The 20,969-nt window shown below is 63.2% G+C and carries 18 protein-coding genes; 14 read left to right on the top strand and 4 right to left on the bottom strand.

The features are described 5' to 3' along the window. The first annotated feature begins 112 nt into the window (after nucleotides 1-112). The 4 genes from H7A19_05230 (at nucleotide 113) to H7A19_05215 (ending at nucleotide 6,202) form a co-directional block, all read left to right on the top strand. Nucleotides 113-1,564, top strand: a complete 1,452-nt coding sequence (locus H7A19_05230) for a tetrathionate reductase family octaheme c-type cytochrome (GenBank protein MCP5474226.1) — start codon at nucleotides 113-115, stop codon at nucleotides 1,562-1,564. Continuing rightward, nucleotides 1,561-4,242 (top strand): cytochrome b/b6 domain-containing protein, encoded by a 2,682-nt coding sequence (locus H7A19_05225; protein MCP5474225.1) that lies wholly within the window; start codon nucleotides 1,561-1,563, stop codon nucleotides 4,240-4,242. The genes H7A19_05230 and H7A19_05225 overlap by 4 nt, the downstream gene beginning before the upstream one ends. Nucleotides 4,243-4,312: 70 nt before the next feature. Then, nucleotides 4,313-4,858, top strand: a complete 546-nt coding sequence (locus H7A19_05220) for a YeeE/YedE family protein (protein ID MCP5474224.1) — start codon at nucleotides 4,313-4,315, stop codon at nucleotides 4,856-4,858. A 42-nt stretch (nucleotides 4,859-4,900) separates the two neighbouring features. Continuing rightward, on the top strand, nucleotides 4,901-6,202 hold the full coding sequence (locus tag H7A19_05215; protein ID MCP5474223.1) for a YeeE/YedE family protein: 1,302 nt from the start codon (nucleotides 4,901-4,903) through the stop codon (nucleotides 6,200-6,202). 254 nt (nucleotides 6,203-6,456) lie between these two features. On the opposite strand, the gene H7A19_05210 is transcribed toward H7A19_05215, so the two are convergent. Continuing rightward, nucleotides 6,457-6,975, bottom strand: coding sequence for a GNAT family N-acetyltransferase (locus H7A19_05210; protein ID MCP5474222.1), 519 nt, complete (start codon nucleotides 6,973-6,975; stop codon nucleotides 6,457-6,459). 26 nt (nucleotides 6,976-7,001) lie between these two features. Continuing rightward, nucleotides 7,002-7,685: an HAD family hydrolase gene (locus H7A19_05205; protein ID MCP5474221.1), complete on the bottom strand. Its 684-nt coding sequence runs from the start codon at nucleotides 7,683-7,685 to the stop codon at nucleotides 7,002-7,004. 160 nt (nucleotides 7,686-7,845) lie between these two features. On the opposite strand from H7A19_05205, the gene H7A19_05200 reads away from it, so the two are divergent. Both H7A19_05200 and H7A19_05195 read left to right on the top strand, forming a co-directional pair. After that, on the top strand, nucleotides 7,846-9,006 hold the full coding sequence (locus tag H7A19_05200; GenBank protein MCP5474220.1) for a BtaA family protein: 1,161 nt from the start codon (nucleotides 7,846-7,848) through the stop codon (nucleotides 9,004-9,006). Continuing rightward, nucleotides 9,003-9,623, top strand: coding sequence for a methyltransferase (locus H7A19_05195; GenBank protein ID MCP5474219.1), 621 nt, complete (start codon nucleotides 9,003-9,005; stop codon nucleotides 9,621-9,623). The genes H7A19_05200 and H7A19_05195 overlap by 4 nt, the downstream gene beginning before the upstream one ends. Nucleotides 9,624-9,790: 167 nt before the next feature. On the opposite strand, the gene H7A19_05190 is transcribed toward H7A19_05195, so the two are convergent. After that, complete coding sequence (locus H7A19_05190) at nucleotides 9,791-10,915, bottom strand: trypsin-like peptidase domain-containing protein (protein MCP5474218.1); 1,125 nt, start codon at nucleotides 10,913-10,915, stop codon at nucleotides 9,791-9,793. Between the two features lie 205 nt (nucleotides 10,916-11,120). On the opposite strand from H7A19_05190, the gene gdhA reads away from it, so the two are divergent. The 6 genes from gdhA (at nucleotide 11,121) to H7A19_05160 (ending at nucleotide 16,874) form a co-directional block, all read left to right on the top strand. Then, nucleotides 11,121-12,479 (top strand): NADP-specific glutamate dehydrogenase, encoded by a 1,359-nt coding sequence (gdhA, locus tag H7A19_05185; protein MCP5474217.1) that lies wholly within the window; start codon nucleotides 11,121-11,123, stop codon nucleotides 12,477-12,479. A gap of 156 nt (nucleotides 12,480-12,635) precedes the next feature. Further along, complete coding sequence (gene petA, locus H7A19_05180) at nucleotides 12,636-13,232, top strand: ubiquinol-cytochrome c reductase iron-sulfur subunit (GenBank protein ID MCP5474216.1); 597 nt, start codon at nucleotides 12,636-12,638, stop codon at nucleotides 13,230-13,232. Further along, nucleotides 13,232-14,473, top strand: coding sequence for a cytochrome bc complex cytochrome b subunit (locus H7A19_05175; protein ID MCP5474215.1), 1,242 nt, complete (start codon nucleotides 13,232-13,234; stop codon nucleotides 14,471-14,473). Before petA ends, H7A19_05175 begins: the two co-directional genes overlap by 1 nt. Then, nucleotides 14,466-15,227: a cytochrome c1 gene (locus H7A19_05170; GenBank protein ID MCP5474214.1), complete on the top strand. Its 762-nt coding sequence runs from the start codon at nucleotides 14,466-14,468 to the stop codon at nucleotides 15,225-15,227. The genes H7A19_05175 and H7A19_05170 overlap by 8 nt, the downstream gene beginning before the upstream one ends. A gap of 370 nt (nucleotides 15,228-15,597) precedes the next feature. Continuing rightward, the gene (locus H7A19_05165) at nucleotides 15,598-16,230 is read left to right on the top strand and encodes a glutathione S-transferase N-terminal domain-containing protein (GenBank protein ID MCP5474213.1); all 633 of its coding nucleotides are present in this window, start codon (nucleotides 15,598-15,600) and stop codon (nucleotides 16,228-16,230) included. A gap of 167 nt (nucleotides 16,231-16,397) precedes the next feature. Further along, complete coding sequence (locus tag H7A19_05160) at nucleotides 16,398-16,874, top strand: ClpXP protease specificity-enhancing factor (GenBank protein MCP5474212.1); 477 nt, start codon at nucleotides 16,398-16,400, stop codon at nucleotides 16,872-16,874. A gap of 31 nt (nucleotides 16,875-16,905) precedes the next feature. Here the strand turns inward: H7A19_05160 and H7A19_05155 are convergent, their stop codons facing one another. After that, nucleotides 16,906-17,253 carry a DUF3301 domain-containing protein gene (locus H7A19_05155; GenBank protein MCP5474211.1) on the bottom strand — a complete coding sequence of 116 codons (348 nt, stop codon included), beginning with the start codon at nucleotides 17,251-17,253 and terminating at the stop codon, nucleotides 16,906-16,908. A gap of 157 nt (nucleotides 17,254-17,410) precedes the next feature. Between H7A19_05155 and H7A19_05150 the strand changes: the two genes are divergently transcribed. Both H7A19_05150 and H7A19_05145 read left to right on the top strand, forming a co-directional pair. Continuing rightward, nucleotides 17,411-19,939 carry an SUMF1/EgtB/PvdO family nonheme iron enzyme gene (locus tag H7A19_05150; GenBank protein MCP5474210.1) on the top strand — a complete coding sequence of 843 codons (2,529 nt, stop codon included), beginning with the start codon at nucleotides 17,411-17,413 and terminating at the stop codon, nucleotides 19,937-19,939. Nucleotides 19,940-19,979: 40 nt separating this feature from the next. Beyond that, complete coding sequence (locus tag H7A19_05145; GenBank protein ID MCP5474209.1) at nucleotides 19,980-20,804, top strand: FHA domain-containing protein; 825 nt, start codon at nucleotides 19,980-19,982, stop codon at nucleotides 20,802-20,804. Nucleotides 20,805-20,969: the final 165 nt, after the last annotated feature.

Genomic DNA, 20,969 nt, shown 5'->3' with positions numbered 1-20,969 from the left:
CTAAATTAGATCGCATGCGTATAAATGAGTGTGAAGCAGCCCCGGAACCGGCTGGTGCGAGTTTCACGCGTGAGCCGAGTCCTGAGCCGTCGTCTGCCTAGGGAGCATCGCGATGAATGTGCGCTTTCCAGCCTGGCTGATCGGCCTGATCGTCATCGCCCTGCTGATTGTCCTGCCGACGCTGTACTTCCTGCCCTCGGTTGAGAAGCCGCAGGAACCAGCCGCCGGGCTTCCCGTACGCGCCGTGCACGTGGATCACGCCGATATCGTCAAGGGTGACTTCAAGAACGGGCAGGAGGTCACCCGTGCCTGCCTGGTCTGCCACGAGAATGCCGCGGCCGAACTGATGCGCACCACCCACTGGACCTGGGAATCCAAGCCCTTCAACGTGCCCTGGCGCGAGGGTGCAGTGACCATCGGCAAGATCAACCAGATCAACAACTTCTGCATCGGTACTCAGGGCAATGAGAACAAGTGCATGAGCTGCCACGCCGGCTATGGCTGGGAGGCCGGCCGTGCTGCCCAGCAGGCCAATCCCGAAAACGTCGATTGTCTGGCCTGCCACGCCGATCCCGGCACCTATGGCAAGGGTCTGTTCGGCAATCCCGCAGACGGCGTCGACCTGCTGGCCGCAGCGCGCAGCGTTCGCGCCACCACGCGTGAGAACTGCGGCAAATGCCATTTCGATGGCGGTGGCGGCAACGGCGTCAAGCACGGCGATCTCGACGAGAGCCTGTACTTCCCCGACCAGTCGCTGGATGTGCACATGGGCGGCAAACACAATCTGCAGTGCACCGATTGCCATGTCACCAGGGCGCACCAGATTCTTGGGCGGATCATCGCCGACAACTACAGCATCGATTCCGCCGAGCAGGTCTCGTGTACGCAGTGCCATGTCGGCAAGATCCACAAGGACGAGCGCATCGGCACCCATCTGGCGGCTGTGGCTTGTCAGACCTGCCACATTCCGGCGATTGCGCGGGAAGAGCCGACCAAGGTCACCTGGGACTGGTCAAAGGCGGCCGACGCCGGTCGCGCCGAAGATCACTACAGCTATCTGAAGATCAAGGGCGAATTCACCTACGAATCAAACTTCGCACCCAGCTATCTGTGGTTCAACGGCAACAACGAATACCGCTATCTGCTCGGTGACAAGATCAACCCGGATGGTCCCACCTACATCAACAAACCCGCCGGCAGCATCAGCGACGCCAAGGCGAAGATCTTCCCGTTCAAGCTGCACAAGGCCAGGCAGCCCTATGACAAGGTGCACCAGTACCTGCTGCAACCGGTGACCTCGGGCAAGGACGGCTTCTGGACGAACTTCGACTGGAACCAGGCCTTCGAACTGGCGGTGCCGATCACCGGGCTGGCCTACAGCGGTGAGTACGATTTCACCGAAACCTACATGTACTGGGCGACCACGCACATGGTGCAGCCGGCACGCGATGCCTTGCAGTGTGAGGCCTGCCACTCAGCCACGGGCAAGCCCGGTCGTCTGGATTGGGAGGCCTTGGGTTATCCCGGTGATCCCATCGAATGGGGCGGGAGAAAGCTGCCATGAAATTCCTCGGGCGGACCGCACTGTTGTTGCTCACCGTGCTCGTGGGGCCCACCGTCGGGCTGGCTGCCGAGCTTGCCGGTGCCAATCATCTGCACCCCGACTTCGCCTTGCTGGATGCCGATGGCGTCAACGTGCTGGACAGCGGCGCGTCCCTGTCGACGATGAAAACCTGTGGCCAGTGCCACGACACGGCCTACATCGAAAGCCATGCCTTTCACGCCGATCTGGGTCTGAAGTCCTTCGCCGCCAGCGCCGAGTCCTGGGATTCCAGTCCCGGTCTGTTCGGACGTTGGGATCCGCTGAGCTACCGATATCTGAGTCGCAGCGGCGACGAGCGCCTGGATCTGTCTACGCCCGAGTGGCTGATGCAGTTGGGTGAGCGCGTGGTTGGCGGCGGCCCGGCCGTGCGCTCGCGTGCCGGGACGCCGTTGGTCGAACTGCCGCCTGATGGCGCAAGCCCGGAAAGCGCGTTGCTGGCCGATTCTGGCGCCATCACGCCCTGGGACTGGGCCGAGTCGGGTGCCATGGAGATGAACTGCTTTCTCTGCCATCTGGAACAGCCCAACGTCAGCGCCCGCGCCCAGGCGCTGCACCAGGGCCAGTTCGGGCGCGCCAACACGGCCACCCTGTCGGGCCTGAACATCGTCGAGGCAGCCGGACAGGGCTGGACCTGGAACCCCGCCGCCTTCAACGAGCAGCGTGAGCTGCAGAGCCGCCTGGTGGCCATCCAGGATCCGACCAACGCCAACTGCGCCGCCTGTCATGGCGAGGTGCACCCGGCCACCGACGAGCCCCTGACCATCAGCGCCTGTGATCTCGACTATCCGCAAACCGCCACCACCGGCCAGGTGATTGCCTCGCAGCGCATCAATGCCTCGGGTGTGAATCTGGCCGGCAAGGGCGAACTGCGCCAAGCCTGGGATATCCATGCAGAGCGCCAGCTGCAATGCACCGATTGCCACCACGCCTTGAACAATCCGGCGCACCTGAGCCAGACCCAGGGCAACAATCCCGCCCATCTGCGCTACGACCCGCGCTCACTCGAGATCAACGAGTATCTGCGTAGGCCGGACCACAACTTCGCCCGTGGCCAGAGCGCCCAGTTCAATCTGGCGCCCGAATACAAGGGCACGATGCGCCGTTGCGAAAACTGTCATGACGCCGCTACCAGCCATCAGGCCTGGCTGCCCTATGTCGAAACCCATATGGCAGCGATGGCGTGCGAGACCTGCCATATTCCCAAGCTCCACGCGCCGGCGATCCAGAGTCAGGACTGGACCTTGATCCGGACTGACGGCGCTTCAGTCAGTCGCTGTCGCGGTGTCGAAGGTCCACCGGGCGATGTCCGATCACTGGTGACCGGCTACCAGCCGGTGCTGCTTCAGCGCACTAACATCGATGGTCAGACCCTGCTGGCGCCCTACAACCTGATCACCAGCTTCTACTGGGTGTACCGGGACAGCGGCGGACAGCAGCGGCCGGTGCGACTGATTGATCTCAAGGCAGCATTTCTCAAGGACGGTGGCCACGCGCCCGAGATCGTCGACGCCTTCGATGCCGATGGCGATGGTCGTTTGAGCGACACCGAACTGGTGATCGACTCGCCGGCCAAGGAGCAGTTGCTGCAGGCCAGATTGAGCGCGCTGGGACTGGCAGAAGTGCACATCGAGGGACGCGTGCAGCCCTACAGCGTCAACCACAATGTCGTCCGCGGCGAAAGTGCGTTGAACGATTGCGGCGACTGCCACAACAAGCACTCCAGGCTGACCCAGTCCATGCCGCTGGCGGATCACGCTCCGGTGATGCCGGAATTCGTGGCCACCACCAATGTCAGCGGCAGTGGCGAACTGATCCGCGATCTGGCCGGCGCGCTGATCTATCAACCGCAGCCCGCGCAGGATCGGCTCTATATCTTTGGCGCCAGCCGCAACAGCTGGATGGATCGCCTGGGTGCGCTGGCCTTTGCCGGCACCCTGTTCGGGGTCCTGGGCCACGGTACGCTGCGCTATCTGGCCTGGCGGCGACGGCCCCATGGCGTGGAGCACACCCGCCGTGTGCGCATGTACGACGCCTACCGCCGGTTCTGGCACTGGCTGCAGGCGACCAGCATTCTGGTGTTGCTGCTGACCGGTTTGATCATCCATCGGCCCGACATCTTCAGTGTCTTTTCCTTCCGCGGCGTGATCACCCTGCACAATGTGCTGGCCGTGATTCTGGTCATCAACGCCGTGTTCTCGCTGTTCTATCACCTGGCGACCGAGCGCATGCGCGAGTACATCCCGCGTCCGCATGGCTTCTTTGACGATTCGATTGCCCAGACCAAGTACTACCTGTCCGGCATCTTCAAGGGCGAGCCGCACCCCTTCGAGAAGCGCGCAGACGACCGCATGAACCCGATCCAGAAACTGACCTACTTCGGCATCCTCAATGTGCTGTTGCCGCTGCAGATTGCGACCGGCGTGCTGATCTGGGGCGTGCAGCGCTGGCCGGAGTTGGCCAGCAGCCTGGGTGGTTTGCCACTGCTGGCGTCGGTGCATTCGCTGGTGGCCTGGCTGTTTGCCAGTTTCATCGTCGGTCATGTCTATCTGACCACCACCGGCGCGACGCCGCTGGAAGGCATCCGCGGCATGGTCACAGGCTACGAGGAAGTCGAGGATCACCCAGGCCCGGCGAAGTGATGCGCAGAGGGCCACGGCCCCGGATCTGGCGCGAGCGGTAGTCGCGGGGCAATCAACGAGGAGTGACGTGATGGCGATCAGATTCATCCAAACGGTATTCAAGCGGCAGGAAAAGCCCTATGTGCATCCCTATCTGGCGGGCGCCATTCTCGGGGTCGTACTCTTTCTGGCCTTTCTGCTGACCGGCAATGGACTCGGCTCGTCGGGGGCCACAAGCCGCATCGACGCGGCCCTGGTCGACATGGTTGCGCCTGCACATGTCGACAACAATCCCTACCTGTTGAAAATGGCGGGCGGCGACAAGAACCCGCTGGACGACTGGATCGTGCCGGTGTTCCTGGGTGCCTTGCTCGGTGGCTTCAGCTCCGGCGCCCTGAACGGGCGCCTGCGCCTGACCACGACCAAGGGACCGAACATTTCCAACGGTACGCGCTGGCTGATGTCTTTCCTCGGCGGCGTGATCTTCCTCTACGGCGCGCGCATGGCCCGCGGCTGTACCTCGGGGCAGGCGCTGTCCGGGGGCGCCACGCTCGCCGCCGGCTCGTGGGTCATCATGTTTTCGATCTTCGGCGGCGCCTACGCGCTGGCCTATTTCGTGCGCCGGCTGTGGCTGTAGCGCAGTTTCGCCTGCAGCTGCGCAAGCATTGAGGAGAAGCTCATGCACTTTCCACTGGAAGCATTCAGCGCCGTCAGCGCCAGCAATCCGTGGACCTATATCGTGTTCGGCGCCATCGGATACGCCTTCGGCTTCACGCTGGAAATGGCCGGATTCGGTGATTCTCGAAAGCTGGCCGGTCAGTTCTATTTCCGGGAGCTGACGGTTTTCAAGGTCATGTTCACGGCCATTGCCGTGGCCATGGTCCTGATCTGGGGGGCGGTGGGGCTGGGATGGCTCGATTTCAGCCAGGTCTGGGTCAATCCCACCTATCTGGGCTCGGGCATCGTTGGCGGACTGATCATGGGTGTCGGCTTCATCATCGGCGGTTTCTGCCCGACCACCTCGCTGGCTTCGGCCTCCACCGGCAAGATCGATGGCATGTTCTTCATGCTCGGCGGCTTCGTCGGTGCCTTCCTGTTTGCCGAGACCCAGGGCTATTACGATCACTGGTACAACAACGCCGGTTATTACGGGCGGCTGACCCTGGATCAGGTGTTCGGCATTCCGGCGCCGGTCATCGTGCTGATCGTGGTCTGCGCGGCGCTGTTCTTCTTCTGGGGCAGCGAGCGGGTCGAGCGCGCGGTCGCCGGAAAGGATCGGGCTGCAGAGCCGGGACTTCGCAAGTTCGGTGCAGCCGGCCTGGCAGCGGCGGCAGTGATGGTGTTGCTGATCGGCAGTCCGACGCTGGAGGACCGATACCAGAAACTCAGCTTCCAGCGCACCGAAACCATCGAACAGGAGAACGCCGAGCCGCTGACCCTGAAGCGGGTCTACAGCGCCGACGAGATGCTGGCCAAACGTCTGGTGTTCATCTCGCCGGCCGAGGCCTTCAAGGCCCGTTACAACCAGGCCATCCATCCCGTGCTTCTGGATGTGCGCCGGGAGTCCGACTACAACCTCTACCACATCGCCGATTCCATCAGCGCGCCGCTGGAGGGCCTGACCCAGCGCGTGCCCGAGCTGCTCGCCGAGCCCCCTGCAAATACGGTCTTCGTGACCATCAGCAACGATGAGTCGGCTGCGGTGCAGGCCTGGAAGCTGCTGGTGGCTTCGGGCGTGCCCAATGTCTATGTGCTCGAGGGTGGAATCAATCGCTGGATTGCCTTCTTCGGCAAGGAAGACAGCCTGCTGCAGCCGGTGGCCAGTGCTGCCGACGATGAATTGGGCTACGTCTTCAAGGCCGCATTGGGCAGCCGTTATCCCTCGTGCGCGCCTGACCCCATCGAAAACGAGCATCTGGAGTTCGATCCGCGCATCGTGCTGCAGCTCAAGCGCGACAAGTCGGGGGGCGGCTGTGGGTGAGGTTGGTGTCGGTGGCTGGTATCGGTTGAAGGGGCGCCGATGAGCTTTCAGGGCATGTCGCCAGATCGTTGGCGAACAGCCCGGGTGCCTGCTCCTGCGGGTCCAGACTTGTCTGGACGCTGCTGGCGATGTGCTGAAGAAGCGCGCTTGTGGAGGGGCGCGCGCCTGCCCGCCCGCGCCTGGTCTTCCGGTACAGCAAGGCGGCGCCGCAGCGCAGCGCCCTCCACATCGACCGCCCGCAAGCCCGTGCTCTATCAGGGTGTCGCCAGAGCCATCGCGTACAGGCACAGCTCATCGTCCTCCGGCTTGACCCGGTAGCGCTGCTCCAGTTGCATGCCCAGCTGTTCCAGCAGATGCCTTGAGCGGATGTTCTCGGGCGTGGTGATGGCCAGCAGACATGGCATCCGGAACTGCTCGCGTGCCAGTGCCACGCAGGCGCGGGCGGCCTCCAGGGCGTAGCCGACGCCGGCATATTGGGGCAGCAGCGCGTAGCCCAGATCAGGCTCGGGCAGGGTCTCGCGCTTGAGCAGCCCGCAGATACCGATCAGCTGATGGTCGACCTTGCGCTCGATCGCGTAGAGCCCGAAGCCGTAGCGTTCATACATCTCCAGCGGGCCCTTGCGCAGATACTCCTGGGCGTCGGTCAGCGTGCGCACGCCGCGATCACCGATGCCCGCCAGCCAGGTCGGATCATTGACCAGCTGGAAGATGAACTCGGCATCTCCCAGTTCCAGCCGCCGCAGGATCAAGCGCTGGGTTTCGACGACGTGCATCTGCGTGGCTCCAGGTGTGGCAGGGCTTAGATCGACTCGACGAAATCGGCGAGCTGCGCGAGGCAACTGACGGTATGCGGCGGATGTCCTCCGTGCTGCCAGCCCAGCGATTCGCGGTCCAGCCAGACCGCATGCAGGCCGGCACCGAGCGCTCCGAGCACGTCCTGCTCCGGATGATCGCCCACGTGCAGCGTTTCCGCCGGAATGCTGCCCGCCAAGGCACAGGCGGCATGGAAAATACCGGGGTCCGGCTTGGCCGCACCATGACTGCGGGCCGTGATCTGCGCCCGGAACAAGTGCTTCAGGCCAACGCGGTCCAGACAGGCGTTGCCGTTGGTCAGTGATACCAATGGCGCCCGCCGAGCCAGTCTCTCCAGGGCATCGCCCACTTCCGGGTAGAGCTCGACCCGATTGCGGGCCGCGTAGAACACTTCAAAGGCTTCATTGACCTCGCGTTCGCCATAACCATAGGGCGTCAGTGCGGCGCGCAGGCAGAGCATGCGCAGCGTGGTGAAGTCATGGCCGAGTTCCGGATGCTCCAGGAAGGTACGGTCGCGCAGGCGGCGCATCTCGGCGATCGGCAGAGCCGCCGCGACCTCCGGGCAGTTCTGCTCGAACCATTGCTGCAAGGCCAGATCAGCCCTTTCCATGACCGGCGCAATTGGCCACAGGGTGTCGTCCAGATCCAGCGTGATGGCGGTAATTTTCATGTGGCGATTCTAGCTTCGCCTTGCTGACGGCGGTGGGAACGAGTCGATGGCGCTGGTGACCATGGCACCCATCGGCGACTCGGGGATGCATTGATTCGGTCCCAAAACCGCAACATGGTCGACCTAAGCTCGTCAGGAACTTCCACTCGATGACGACCGCATGAAAATCGCGCATCGCGCATACGACGCCTGGTTTCGCAAGGTGCATGGCTCGCGTCTGATCTACAACACCTGCTGGGAAGATCCGCGCGCCGATCGCCAGTTGCTGGGCATCCAGCCCGGTGACCGCATCGTCATGATCACCAGCGCTGGTTGCAACACCCTCGACTATCTGCTCGACGATCCGGCGGGAATCGATTGCGTCGACATGAATCCGCGCCAGAATGCGCTGCTGGAACTGAAACTGGCGGTGCTCGCCAAGGGCGATCCCGAGCTCCTGTTCCAGCTCTTCGGGCGGGGCAATCATCCGGATTTCGCGGCGGTCTACCGAACGCTGCGGCCGCAACTGTCGGCTTCGGCGCAGGCGCATTGGGATCGGAGTCCGGGCGCTTTCAGCCCGCGTGGGCGTGGAAGCTTCTATTTTCGCGGTGCCTCCGGCGACGTGGCCTGGTGGGTGCGGACCCTGCTGCGCAGCTTGCAGCCGCGTCTCTGGCGCGAGATCTGTGGTCTGCTCGAAGCGTCGAGTCTGGCCGAGCAGCGCGAGCGCTATGCGCGCATCGAGCCACGCCTGTGGGGACCACTGCTGCGCTGGTCGGCGCGCCAACCGGCGGTATTGACGTTGCTGGGCGTTCCGCGGGCGCAGCGCAATCTGATCGAAGCCCAGTACCCCGGTGGCATCAACCGCTACATCGAAGACAAGCTGCGCTATCTGCTCACCGAACTGCCCATCCAGGAGAACTACTTCTGGCGGGTTTATCTGCTGGGTGCCTACAGCGCGCAGTGCTGCCCCAACTATCTGCGCCCGGAGCACTTCGCGGCGCTGGCGCAGCGTGCCGATCGGGTCCGAACCCATACCGCCACCCTGTCCGCGTTTCTGTCTGAGTCCCAGACCCGCTTCAACCAGTTCGTGCTGCTGGACCACCAGGACTGGATGGCCGCGCATCGCCCGGAGTTGCTGGATGACGAGTGGGAACTGCTGATCCGGCGCAGTGCCGCCGATGCCCGCGTGTTGATGCGCTCGGCCGGGCTCTCGATCGATTTCCTGCCGGAATTTGCCCAGGCCCGGTTGCGGGCGCACCCGGATGATTGCGCACACTGGCATCGCCTGGACCGGGTCGGTACCTATGGCAGCGTGCTCTGCGCCACGGTCGCTGCGGCATGAGTACGGCACCGGCCGCCGAGACGCAGGCACTGGCCCGCTACTACCGCTGGCATGCGCGCATCTATGACCTGACTCGTTGGAGCTTCCTGTTCGGTCGGGACCGGCTGATCGAGGAGATTGTCGCCCAAGTCGGTCCGGCACCGCGGCGGATCCTGGAAATCGGCTGCGGCACCGGCCGCAATCTGCAGGCGCTGGCAGAGCGCTTTCCCAAGGCCGAGTTGCACGGTGTGGATCTGTCGGCCGACATGCTGGATCAGGCCGGCAAACGGCTGGCGCACTGCAGCGATCGGCTGAAACTGCATCACAGCGCCTACGCCGGCCTGCCAGGCCAGTACGATCTGATCGTCGCCTCCTACCTGCTGTCCATGGTCGGCCCTGGGCTTGATCAGTTGCTCGCCGATGCCAGCGACAATCTGTCAGCCAGAGGACGCATCGCCGTCGTCGATTTTCGCGACACCCCCAAGCCGTGGTTCCGGCGCTGGATGGGCCTCAATCACGTGCATCTGGACGATCGTTTGCTGCCCCGCCTGAAAAGCCGCTTCAGGGTGCAGGACAGCGGCACCCGTTGCGCTTACGGCGGGCTTTGGCGCTGGTTCTGGTTTGTAGGCGGCAGGTGAGGCGGGGGCGCGGGGCACGGGGCACGGGGCACGGGGCACGGGAAACGCTGGCACAGTGCCGGCTCTTTGTGGGTCCAGACAAGTCTGGACCCACCAAAACCCGTAGCCTTTTCCCCGTGCCCCGTGCCCCGTGCCCCGTGCCCCGTGCCCCGTGCCCCGTGCGCCGTTCAATGCGGCTTCTGCGCCAGTCTTACATGCTTGGCGAATACCAGACCGGCGCGGACGGCTTCGAGGTCGACCATGGTGCCGGGGGCCAGATTGGCTTCGGCGTTGCGGAATTGGGCGAGCGAGCTCACCGGGCTGCCGCGGAAGCCGATCAGGATATCGCCGGGACGCAGTTCGGCTTGCGCCGCGGGGGAGTTGTTGGCCACGGCCTGAATCTGCAAGCCGATCCGCAGCTCGCCCGTGATCGAGTGGCGCAGTTCCACCGCCGCCAGTTCCACCCCCAGCCAGGCTCGGGTGACATAGCCCTGTCGCACGATGTCGTCGAGCACGGCCCTGGCGGTTTCCGCGGGGATGGCAAAGCTGATGCCCTCGGCGCCTTCACCGCGACCGAACATGGCGGTGTTGATCCCGACCAGCTGGCCCTCGGCGTTCACCAGCGCGCCACCCGAGTTGCCGGTGTTGACCGCAGCGTCGGTCTGGATGAGGTACTCGTAGCCATTCAGTCCCACGTTCAGACGCTCGTTGCCGATGGCGCTGACGATGCCCATGGTGACGCTCTGGCCAAGGCCGAAGGGATTGCCGATGGCCAGCACCACATCGCCGATACGCAAGGAGCCCTTGTCGGCGAAGTGCACTGCCGGCAGCTCATCGGCGTCGATCTTGAGCACCGCCAGGTCGGTATCGGGATCGGTGGCCACGACCCGCGCGTCTGTCGTGCGGCCATCCCAGAGCACGGCGCGGATGTTGTCCTTCTTCTCGACCACATGATTGTTGGTCAGCAGATAGCCGTCGGCGCGCACGATCACGGCCGAACCCAGACTCTCCTCCAGTCGCTGTCGCGGCGGGCCTACGGGCGAAAAACTCGGTCCCAGGAAGCGCTGCGCAGCCGGATTGCCCTCCAGTCTTGAATAGCTGGGCTCAGTCACGATGCGATTGGCGTAGATATTGACCACGGATGGCCCGGCGGCCCCCACTGCCGGGGCGTAGCTGCGTGGCGCATGGGCTTCCGCGCCATTGCCGCGAGCAGGCCAGCCGAAGCGCAACAGCAGGATCAGCAGCGCCAGGGCCAGTCCGGCGATGGCCCATCCGCCAAAATACCGGAGGTGTTCGCGTAAGCCGTTGGCCATGTGGTTCGAATTGTTCATCGCGACATTCTAGAGGGGTGCAGGCGGGATCGGGTCTGAAAGGAAGACCTGCAAAGCCGAAGAATTCTGGCCCGACAGTCATGCCGAAGTGTAACGTGGGCACCGTCAGGGCAGGATTTAGGGAGTATGGTTCTGAGCCTGCACGAAGACTGTCCGGCCGCTGTGGCCATAACCTGGGAGTAGAGACATGGGGCGTGATACGGTACCGAGTCTTGACGAGTTCGTAGAGGGTGTGGAGAAACGCAATCCAGGGCAGCCTGAGTTCATCCAGGCGCTGCGCGAAGTGGCCGAGAGCGTGCTGGAGCATATCCGGGCCAATCCCAAGTACAACGAGTACCAGATTCTGGAGCGGATGGCCGAGCCCGATCGGGTGATCTCCTTCCGCGTCTGCTGGCAGGACGATGCCGGCAACATCCGCGTCAACCGCGGCTACCGGATTCAGAACAACAGCGCCATTGGTCCCTACAAGGGTGGCATCCGCTTCCATCCGTCGGTGAATCAGGGCGTGCTCAAGTTTCTGGCCTTCGAGCAGACCTTCAAGAACGCCCTGACCGGCTTGCCCATGGGCGGCGGCAAGGGCGGTTCCAACTTCAACCCCAAGGGCAAGTCCGAGGCGGAAGTCATGCGCTTTTGCCAGTCGTTCATGACCGAGCTCTACCGCCATGTGGGTGAAGACACTGACGTGCCGGCTGGCGACATCGGCGTGGGTGGTCGTGAGATCGGCTACATGTTTGGCCAGTACAAGCGCATTACCAATCGTTATGTGGGCGTGCTCACCGGCAAGGGCCTGGAATACGGCGGCAGCCCGATCCGCACCGAGGCCACCGGCTATGGCGCCGTGTATTTCCTCGAAGACATGCTGAAGCGCGCCGGCAGATCCATCGAAGGTCAGACCTGCCTGGTGTCGGGATCGGGCAACGTGGCCCAGCATGCGGTGGAAAAGATCCTGCACCTCGGTGGCAAACCGGTCACCCTGAGCGATTCCGATGGCTTCATTCACGATCCGGAGGGCTTCACGCACGAGAAGCTGGCCTTCATCAAGGACCTCAAGAACAAGCGCCGCGGTCGTATCGAGGAGTACGTGAGCCAGTTCGGCGGTACTTTCCACGCCGGGCAGCGTCCGTGGATCGTCCCTGGGCATATCGCCGTACCCTGCGCCACCCAGAATGAGATCAGCGGTGCCGATGCCAAGACCCTGTTGGCCAACGGCCTGTACGCAGTCTCCGAAGGCGCCAACATGCCGTCGGACCTGGAAGCGGTGCACCTGTTCCAGGCGGCGCGCATCCTGTTCGCGCCGGGCAAGGCCGCCAATGCTGGCGGCGTGGCTGTTTCCGGTCTGGAGATGAGCCAGAACTCGGCTCGCATCACCTGGAAGGAAGATGAACTGCAGCGTCTGTTGCGCGACATCATGCGCGGCATCCATGAGCGCTGTGAGCGCTACGGTGGCGTGGCCGGCGACGCCAAGTACATCGATTACGTCAAGGGTGCGAATATCGCCGGCTTCGTCAAGGTGGCCGACGCCATGATTGCCCACGGCGTGGTCTGACTTGCAATTGCGGGGGCGCTGTGGCAGCGCCCCCGCCTTGCCGGACTGATCGACCAATCTCGTTGTGTGGGCTTGGACCGATCCTGTAAACTTGCAGGGTTTCGGGGCCGCAACCATGGGCCGCCGAGTGCTCTTTCGTTTCGTATGGAGTCAAGCATGGCAGCAGAGTCCGTCAACCACGGCCGGCGCCGGTTTCTGACCGCTTCGACCGTCGTTGTGGGTGGGGTAGGTGGCGTGTTTGCCGCCATTCCGTTCATCAACGCCTGGAAGCCCAGTGCCCGAGCCGTCGCAGCGGGTGCGCCCGTGGCCGCCGATATCAGCAAGCTAGCCGTCGGCACGCAGATGACGCTGCTCTGGCGCGGCAGCCCCATCTTCATCGTTCGCCGCAGCGAGGAAATGCTGCAGCGGCTGCCTGCTGAAGATGGTCGGCTGAAAGATCCGAAGTCAGATGTTCAGGATCAGCAGCCCGAGTTCGCCAAGAACGAGTACCGATCGCTGAAGCCGGACGTTCTGGTGTTGGTTGGGGTTTGCACGCATCTGGGTTGCTCCCCCAAGCTGCACGCCGAGGTCCAGCCTGAACCCTGGGATGCGCAATGGAAGGGCGGCTACTACTGCCCCTGTCACAATTCGCGCTTCGATCTCGCCGGCCGCGTCTACGAAGGCTCGCCCGCCCCGACCAATCTGGTGGTGCCGCCGTACCGGTTCGAATCCGATACGCGCGTGATCATCGGCGAAACCGAAGGAGCGGCGTAATGGCTGGCGAACGCACGACAACCGTCAACGGCATTCTCGGCTGGCTGGACCAGCGCATGCCGGTGGTCGATTTCTGGAACAAGCATCTGGCGCAGTACTACGCGCCCAAGAGCTTCAACATCTGGTACTACTTTGGCTCGCTGGCGATTCTGGTGCTGGTCAATCAGATCGTGACCGGCATCTGGCTGACGATGCACTACAAGCCCAGTGCGGCCGAAGCCTTCGGCTCGGTCGAGTACATCATGCGTGATGTGCCCTGGGGCTGGCTGATCCGCTACCTGCATTCCACGGGCGCTTCGTTCTTCTTCATCGTGGTCTACCTGCACATGTTCCGCGGACTTATGTATGGCTCCTATCAGAAGCCACGGGAACTGGTGTGGGTGCTGGGCATGCTGATCTTCCTGGCGCTGATGGCAGAGGCCTTCCTCGGCTACGTGCTGCCCTGGGGACAGATGTCCTTCTGGGGCGCCAAGGTGATCGTGTCGCTGTTCGGCGCCATCCCGGTCATTGGCGACGGTCTGGTACAGTGGATTCAGGGCGACTATCTGCCTTCCGATGCCACCATCAACCGCTTCTTCGCGCTGCACGTCGTGGCCCTGCCGATCTCGCTGCTGCTGCTGGTGGTGCTGCATCTGGGCGCGCTGCACGAAGTGGGATCGAACAATCCCGACGGTGTCGACATCAAGAAGAAGAAGGATGCCAAGGGCGTGCCGCTGGACGGCATTCCCTTCCACCCCTACTACACGGTCAAGGATCTTTTTGGTGCAGGCGTCTTCCTGATCCTGTTTGCCTTCGTGATCTTCTTCGAGCCCACATTCGGGGATCTGTTCCTGGAGTACGACAACTTCTCGCCGGCCGATCCGATGGTCACGCCTGCGCACATCAAACCGGTGTGGTACTTCACGCCCTATTACGCGATGTTGCGCGCGATTCCGGACAAGCTGTTTGGCGTCGTGGTGATGGGTGCGGCGGTGTCGATCCTGTTCCTGATCCCCTGGCTGGATCGCAGCCCGGTGCGCTCGATCCGATATCGCGGACCGCTCACCAAGATTGCCCTGGCCCTGTTCACGGTGGCCTTTGTCACCCTGGGTTATCTCGGCCTGCAGGCCGGTAGCGAGTTGCAAAAGCTGGTCGCCCAGATCTGCACGGTGATCTATTTCCTGTTCTTCCTACTTATGCCGGTGTACACCAGGATCGATTCGGTCAAGCCGGTACCTGATCGGGTGACCATGCATGATTAAGCGCCTGCTTCCCTGGATAGTTCTGGTCTTTTCGGTGCCGGCGATGGCTGCCGGCGGTGAGGTGGTACTGCAGCAGTCAGGGGCGAACATTTCGGATCGCGCGTCTCTGCAGCGTGGCGCCCAGCTCTACTTCAATTACTGCGGCAGTTGTCATTCGCTGCAGTACATGCGCTATTCGCGTCTGGCCAAGGATCTGGGCCTGACCGAAGAGCAGACCATGAAGTACCTGAATTTCACTGGTGCCAAATTCGGAGAGACCATTGTTGCCGCCATGCCTGCCGGCCTGGGTGAAACCGCGGTCGGAGGTGAAGACTGGTTTGGCAAGGCACCGCCGGATCTGTCGCTGATCGCACGTGCCCGACACAACGGCCCGGACTACATCTACAGCTACCTGTTGTCCTTCTATCCCGACCCCACGCGTCCGGGTGGCTGGAACAACACGGTGTTCCCGAACGCCTCCATGCCGCATGTGTTGTGGGAGCGTCAGGGCATACAGACGCTGCGCCCGGCCGATGAGCATGCCGAAGAAGGCCACGGCCACGCTGGACCGACCTTTGACCTGGTCAAGCCCGGCACCCGAACGCCCGAGGAGTATCGGCAGGACGCCCGCGACATCACCGCTTTCCTGCAATACGTCGGCGAGCCGGCGGCGCTGGATCGGGAGAAGTACGGGATCTGGGTGATTCTTTACCTGCTGCTGTTCACCGGCGTGGCTTATCTGCTCAAGCACGAGTACTGGAAAGACGTGCACTGAGTTGGCGTGAATGCGAGACCAGAAAAGCCCCGCTCCGCCGGGGCTTTTTTGTGTCCGCTCATGGCCTGGATCGGGCTTTCTCCGATGGGTGTCAGCGGACACGCTTGAGTCCCTGGGGATCGTCTGAACAAGTTGCGTGGCCGCGACGGCGGCGTTGCAGCCGCCGTCCCGCAAGCGTTGCGGCCAATAGCGCGTGCCGCGTCCTTCCAGTCCTCGGCATCGTAGCGACGGCTACGACTTTCGGGCTGCGCCTGTGCCCAAGCGTTTTTGTCCGCAACGCGGCTCATGGAACTTGTTCAGAGGATCCCTAGATTCGTCAGCGCGGGTCGGCTAATCTGGAGACTGCTGGGGGATTTTGGATAGCATCTTCATGTCACCGCCGAGCCCGCGATCACGCAGCGCGATGACGCTGTTCTCACATCTGGATTGCCCGCGCTCTCATGCCATGCGATTTGTGCTTGCGCTGAAGGGCCTGCCGCACGATCTGGTTTACGTTGATCCCGAGAGGCCACCCAAGGATCTGGTCGCGGCGGTGCCGGGGGCCATTCTGCCGACGCTGATGGAGCGCGAAGTCGTGCTCTACGAGCCGCGCATCATTGCCGAGTATCTGGATGAGCGCTTTCCGCACCCACCATTGCTGCCCAGTGATCCCCTGGGCCGGGCCCGCACCCGACTGACCTATTACCGGATCGAGCAGGAATGGCTGGCACCGTTGGACCAGATCAGGGCTGGCAGCGCTGCCGCCGCTGCCCGGGCCCGCAGCGAGTTGCGCGAGGCCTTGATCGAATCCGACTCGATCTTCAATGCGGCCAAGTTCTTTCTGAGCTCGGAGATTGGTCTGGCCGATTGTCTGCTGCTTCCGATCCTGTGGAGGCTGCCTGCGGCGGGTATCAAGTGGCGGGATCTGGGCCCCGGCATCGAGGCCTACACCCAGCGTCTGTTCAACACCCCGCTGTTTCAGCGCACCCTGTCCGACAGTGAGCGTGCACTGGCGGAATCCTGATCCGGACGTGACCAGGAGGTGCGGCTGCGGTCGTCAGGCGCCGGTATAGATGACATCATTACCCGAGCGCGCGAGCGCAGCGCTCACCGTCGTCGTCCGTGAATCCGGACGATTGCCGCCGACATTCCGCGACAATCGTGCGGAAATTCAAGGAGTTGGAAATGGAAATGACCTCCACGCGCCCCTATCTGATCCGAGCCATCTATGAATGGATTCTGGACAATCGAGGAACGCCCTATCTGCTGGTCGACGCCGGATTCGCAGGGGTGCGCGTGCCTAGGCAGGCCATCAAGGAAGGGCAGGTCCTGCTCAATATTGCTCCGCATGCCATTGACCGCCTCGAACTTGGCATCGACGAGGTGCGCTTCAATGCACGCTTTTCAGGCGTCAGTCAGAGCATCGTGGCGCCCGTGGGTGCGGTCCTTGCGATCTACGCCCAGGAAAACGGGCAAGGCATGATGTTTCCGGCAGAAAGCATTCCGGAAGAGGATTCGCCCGATGCCCCAGAAGCCGCGCAGTCCGCGGCCGAGCCCTTGATGGCAGTTCCCGACAGCGGTGCTGAGCAGGACCTCGGCAATGACTCCGACGAATCCGAGCCGCCGCGTCCGGAGCGAGCACGGCCGTCACTGCGCATCGTCAAGTAGACGCGCGCACGCCCCGGTTCGAGGTCCCGTCTCAGAGCTCGGCTTCGTCTTCCATCCACAGTTCGTGTCCGCCGTCTGCGCGGGGCACTTCTACCCATTGCAGCACACCCTGGTGAAAGCGGATGCGTCCGTGCTGCCGACGCTGGCCATCCAGACTCACGTCGAAACCATAATCGACCTGCCACCCCAGCCGCTGCCGATGACGGGCCAAGCTCAGGTGCTGTAGTGACACGGTGGCGTCCAGCAGTTGCAGGCCCGCGTCCCTGCAGCTGCGGGCGGCAACCAGCAGCGCCCGCTCGTGCAGACCCCGCAGGAGCTGCCAGGTGAGCACGCCGGCGGCCAGGAAGAGCATGCTGAAGAGTGCCACTGCACTACTCATGGACGAATTCAGATTTCGGGCGAGGGTCAGATGATGGCATTGCAGCTGTCCTTGTGGGCACTTCGCAGTAGCGTGCGGCGTTCCGCAACGACCGCGATTTATCCGGTCCGACAGGCTAGAATGACAAATTCTGATCTGACCGGACGATGACCTCGGCGTGGGGGCAATTTCGATACCAGGCTACGAGATCGAGCGTGAGCTCGGGGTCGGCGGGATGGCACGGGTCTATCTTGCGATCCAGTCTTCGCTCGAGCGTCGGGTCGCCCTGAAGGTGATGGCGCCGGCGCTGGCGGCTGACGCCAGCTTCTCGAAGCGATTTCTGCGCGAAGCCCGGACCATCGCCTCGCTGACCCACCCGCATATCGTCGCGGTGTACGAAGTTGGCGTCACCAATGACCATCTGCATTATTTCTCAATGCAGTTTCTACCCGGCGGCGATTTTGCCCAGCGCATGCGCAAGGGGGTGGACCAGGCAGAAGTCGTGCGCGTGCTTTGCGGCATCGCCAAGGCCTTGGGATTCGCCCATCAGCAAGGCGTGGTGCATCGCGACGTCACGCCCGGCAACATCATGTTCGACGGTGCCGACACGCCGCTGCTGACTGACTTCGGCATTGCCCGCGCACTCTCTGGCTCGACCCGGATCACCAGCACCGGCGTCAGCATCGGCACCAGCAATTACATGAGCCCCGAGCAGGCACGCGGGGGCGAGGTCGACGCCCGTTCCGATCTGTACAGCCTGGGTGTGCTGGCCTTCGAGGCCTTGAGTGGCCGGCCGCCGTACCAGGGACCCGACGGCTTTGCCGTGGCCTATGCGCACGTCTTCGAACCTATTCCCAGATTGCCGCCGGCTTTGCAGCATTGGCAGGCATTCATCGATCGGGCGCTGGCCAAGGATCCCAAGGATCGCTTCGCCAACGCCGATGAGCTGATACTTGGCCTGCAGCAGGTCGAGATTCCCAGGGGTTCGACGGCGATGCAGACGCTGCCGGCTGCAGTCGGCGCGAATGGCGAGTCCTTGCCCGCAGCATCGCGGTCCTCGACAACGATCATCGAAAACCTGGCTCGCCATGTGGGACCTGCGCCCCGTGAGCAGGGTGGCCGCTGGCAGCGATATGCCTTGATGCTGGTTCTCGCAGGCGGACTCATGGCCGTCGCTTACGGAGTTTTTCGGGGTCCGACCGCTGTGCCGGTGGCTGCCGTCCCTGAAGCGCAGCTGCCGGTCGCAGGAAAGATTCCAACGCCGGTGCCCCCGACTGCAGTCGATGTTACCGCCGCGCCTGAGTTGCCCGGGCCTGATTCAACCGACGACGATGCGCTGACTTCGCTGGAACCGTCTGCCGTCGACGCGACAGACAGCGACTACTCGGGCGATGAGCTGGGACTGCCCGATGCCGCGGAGTATGGGCCGGTGACTCCGTCGAAGCGTATTTCGGCCTTGCTCGAATTTGCACAATCGCTGCTGCCGATGCAGCGTCTGCAGTTGCCTCCCGAGGCCAATGCCACATTGCTTTTCTCGCGTGTATTGGAACTGGAACCGGACAATGAAGACGCCAGGGCCGGGCTGGCGGCCGTGGTAGATGCCTATCTGCAGCTGGCGCGGCAGGATCTGGACGCCGGCCGGGTCGCCGAAGGCAAGGACCGGCTGGATCGTGCGCGACAGGTGGCGGCCACTCCCGGGCTCGATGTGGCAGCACTCAATGCCCGTATCGATCTGGAGTGGAACACGCGGATTGCGAGTCTGAAGACAGCGGCACGAACGGCCTTGGACGAGTGGCGCGGGGCCGATGCCGAGAATCTGATCAGCCAGGCGCTGACGCTGGTTCCCAATGACGGCGAGTTGCTCAAGTGGATGCGGGAGGCCAAGGTGATTGGCAAACCGGGCTACCGCTTTCGGGACGGTGCAGATGGCCCGGAAATGGTCATCGTCGGCAAGGGTTCGGTGCTGCTGACCGGCGCACGCAAGGGCAGTGATCTGAGGGTCCCCATTGCTACGCCCTTTGCCGTGGGGCGCCGCGAAGTCAGTGTGACCGAGTTCGGGCGCTTCGTTCAGGCCGCGCGGTATGCGGTGACGGCGAGCGGATGCCGGGACAAGGACGGAGGATTCTTCTTCTCCGGCTCCTCCAAGGACCGAACCTGGCGTGCACCGGGCTTCAGTCAGACTGGCGATCACCCAGCCGTCTGTGTGGGGCATGACGACGCGGTCGCCTATGCGCGCTGGCTCAGCACGACGACCGGGCAGCCCTACCGACTGCTTTCTGAGGCCGAGTGGCAGTATCTGGGTAGCCAGGTACAGGTCAAGCCCTGCCTCAGCGGCAATCGGGCCGATCAGAGCTACAAGAAGGCCGAGGGTGGCAACAGCGCGTTGTCCTGTGATGACGGGTTTGCCGCCACCGCACCTTCGGGGCGCTTTGAGGCCTCCTCCGCTGGGCTTTATGATATTGAGGGTAATGTGCGCGAGCATGTGGCGGATTGCGCCAATGACAGCCACGCTGGTCGGCGCAAGGATCAGAAGGCCCGCACCGATGGAAAATGTGACGAGCACATGATCATGGGCAGCGCGTGGCACAGCGACCGCGACGAACCAGCGGTCATTGACCGGCGCAGTGAGAAGGACGATTGGTTGAGCAATACCGTAGGTTTCAGGGTGGCGCGCGATCTGGCGCCGGCAAACGAGGGATCGCGGTGAGCAACCGCCGTCGTCGATTCGAGATTATCTTGGGGGACTCATGAAGCTGCTCTTTCCGAATGGAGAACACGCACCGGTCGAATTGGAATCAGGGCGCGCCGTCTTGGGCAGCGGACCTGATGCCGACGTCGTACTGCATGCACCCGGCATCGCGCCCAGTCATGCCCATCTCGATGTGAAGGGCAGCAGCGCAACGATTTCGCTGCCAAATCCGGCCAATGAAGTGACCATCAACGGCAAGCCATTGACCGTGCCGGCCGAGGTCAAGCCAGGTGATCTGGTGACCTTCGCCGGCGTGCGCGTGCGCATCGTGGCGGTCGAGAAGGCCGCGAGTGCGCCGCCCGTGGTGAAGGCCAGAGACATTGACGTGGACGACGATGGCCGCACCAAGGTACGGATGGCGTTGCCGCGATTCGTGTTGCGTGGCGTCTCCGGCGTGACCTTCGGCAAGGTCTTTCCCATTCAGGGCACGGTCGTGATCGGTCGCCAGAACGAGTGCGAGATTCCGATTCCGTCCGAAGAGGTATCCCGGCGCCATGCCGAACTGCGGGTCACGCCCGACGGCATCATGGTCGAGGATCTGGGCTCATCCAACGGTACCTACGTCAACGACAAGCGCATCACACGCCAACTGATGAAGGCCGGCGATGAGCTTCGTCTGGATACCATCCGCTTCCTGCTGCTGGCTCCAGGACAGGAGATGCATCAGGTCAGCGCGGGGAGGGCCGATGCGCCTGCCGCGGCGGCCACATCCCACGGCACCGCGAAGGCGGGAGGCAGCAAGACCGGCCTGATGTGGGCCATCGTGGTGGTGGCGGTACTGTCGCTGGCGGCGGTGGCAGCCAAGGTCATGGGCGTGTATTGAGCTGGTGGTCAGCTGAAATTCGGTAAGCCATTGATTTGAAGACGCAACAGAAGCGGGGCAGAGGGCAGGGCCCGGCTTCGGGGCACTTTCGAACGGTGCGTCGAGATTGCTTGCCTGGGTCCTTGGTCCCGAACCTGAGTCGGCTGGGACCAGTAGCCTCGCCTG

Source organism: Rhodanobacteraceae bacterium (assembly GCA_024234055.1).
In the GTDB taxonomy this organism is placed as follows: Bacteria; Pseudomonadota; Gammaproteobacteria; order Xanthomonadales; family SZUA-5; genus JADKFD01.
Note: the sequence above shows the minus strand (reverse complement) of the source record. Positions and strands in the feature narration are given on the sequence as shown.

Bases quoted from the DNA above. Each gene is read 5' to 3' on its own strand.
- H7A19_05160 (MCP5474212.1), top strand. From the start codon at position 16,398: ATGACCTCCACGCGCCCCTATCTGATCCGAGCCATCTATGAATGGATT.
- H7A19_05200 (MCP5474220.1), top strand. From the start codon at position 7,846: ATGAAAATCGCGCATCGCGCATACGACGCCTGGTTTCGCAAGGTGCAT.
- H7A19_05195 (MCP5474219.1), top strand. From the start codon at position 9,003: ATGAGTACGGCACCGGCCGCCGAGACGCAGGCACTGGCCCGCTACTAC.
- H7A19_05175 (MCP5474215.1), top strand. From the start codon at position 13,232: ATGGCTGGCGAACGCACGACAACCGTCAACGGCATTCTCGGCTGGCTG.
- H7A19_05210 (MCP5474222.1), bottom strand. From the start codon at position 6,975: ATGCACGTCGTCGAAACCCAGCGCTTGATCCTGCGGCGGCTGGAACTG.
- H7A19_05165 (MCP5474213.1), top strand. From the start codon at position 15,598: ATGTCACCGCCGAGCCCGCGATCACGCAGCGCGATGACGCTGTTCTCA.
- H7A19_05205 (MCP5474221.1), bottom strand. From the start codon at position 7,685: ATGAAAATTACCGCCATCACGCTGGATCTGGACGACACCCTGTGGCCA.
- H7A19_05155 (MCP5474211.1), bottom strand. From the start codon at position 17,253: ATGAGTAGTGCAGTGGCACTCTTCAGCATGCTCTTCCTGGCCGCCGGC.
- petA (MCP5474216.1), top strand. From the start codon at position 12,636: ATGGCAGCAGAGTCCGTCAACCACGGCCGGCGCCGGTTTCTGACCGCT.
- H7A19_05220 (MCP5474224.1), top strand. From the start codon at position 4,313: ATGGCGATCAGATTCATCCAAACGGTATTCAAGCGGCAGGAAAAGCCC.
- H7A19_05145 (MCP5474209.1), top strand. From the start codon at position 19,980: ATGAAGCTGCTCTTTCCGAATGGAGAACACGCACCGGTCGAATTGGAA.
- H7A19_05225 (MCP5474225.1), top strand. From the start codon at position 1,561: ATGAAATTCCTCGGGCGGACCGCACTGTTGTTGCTCACCGTGCTCGTG.
- H7A19_05230 (MCP5474226.1), top strand. From the start codon at position 113: ATGAATGTGCGCTTTCCAGCCTGGCTGATCGGCCTGATCGTCATCGCC.
- H7A19_05215 (MCP5474223.1), top strand. From the start codon at position 4,901: ATGCACTTTCCACTGGAAGCATTCAGCGCCGTCAGCGCCAGCAATCCG.
- gdhA (MCP5474217.1), top strand. From the start codon at position 11,121: ATGGGGCGTGATACGGTACCGAGTCTTGACGAGTTCGTAGAGGGTGTG.
- H7A19_05170 (MCP5474214.1), top strand. From the start codon at position 14,466: ATGATTAAGCGCCTGCTTCCCTGGATAGTTCTGGTCTTTTCGGTGCCG.
- H7A19_05190 (MCP5474218.1), bottom strand. From the start codon at position 10,915: ATGGCCAACGGCTTACGCGAACACCTCCGGTATTTTGGCGGATGGGCC.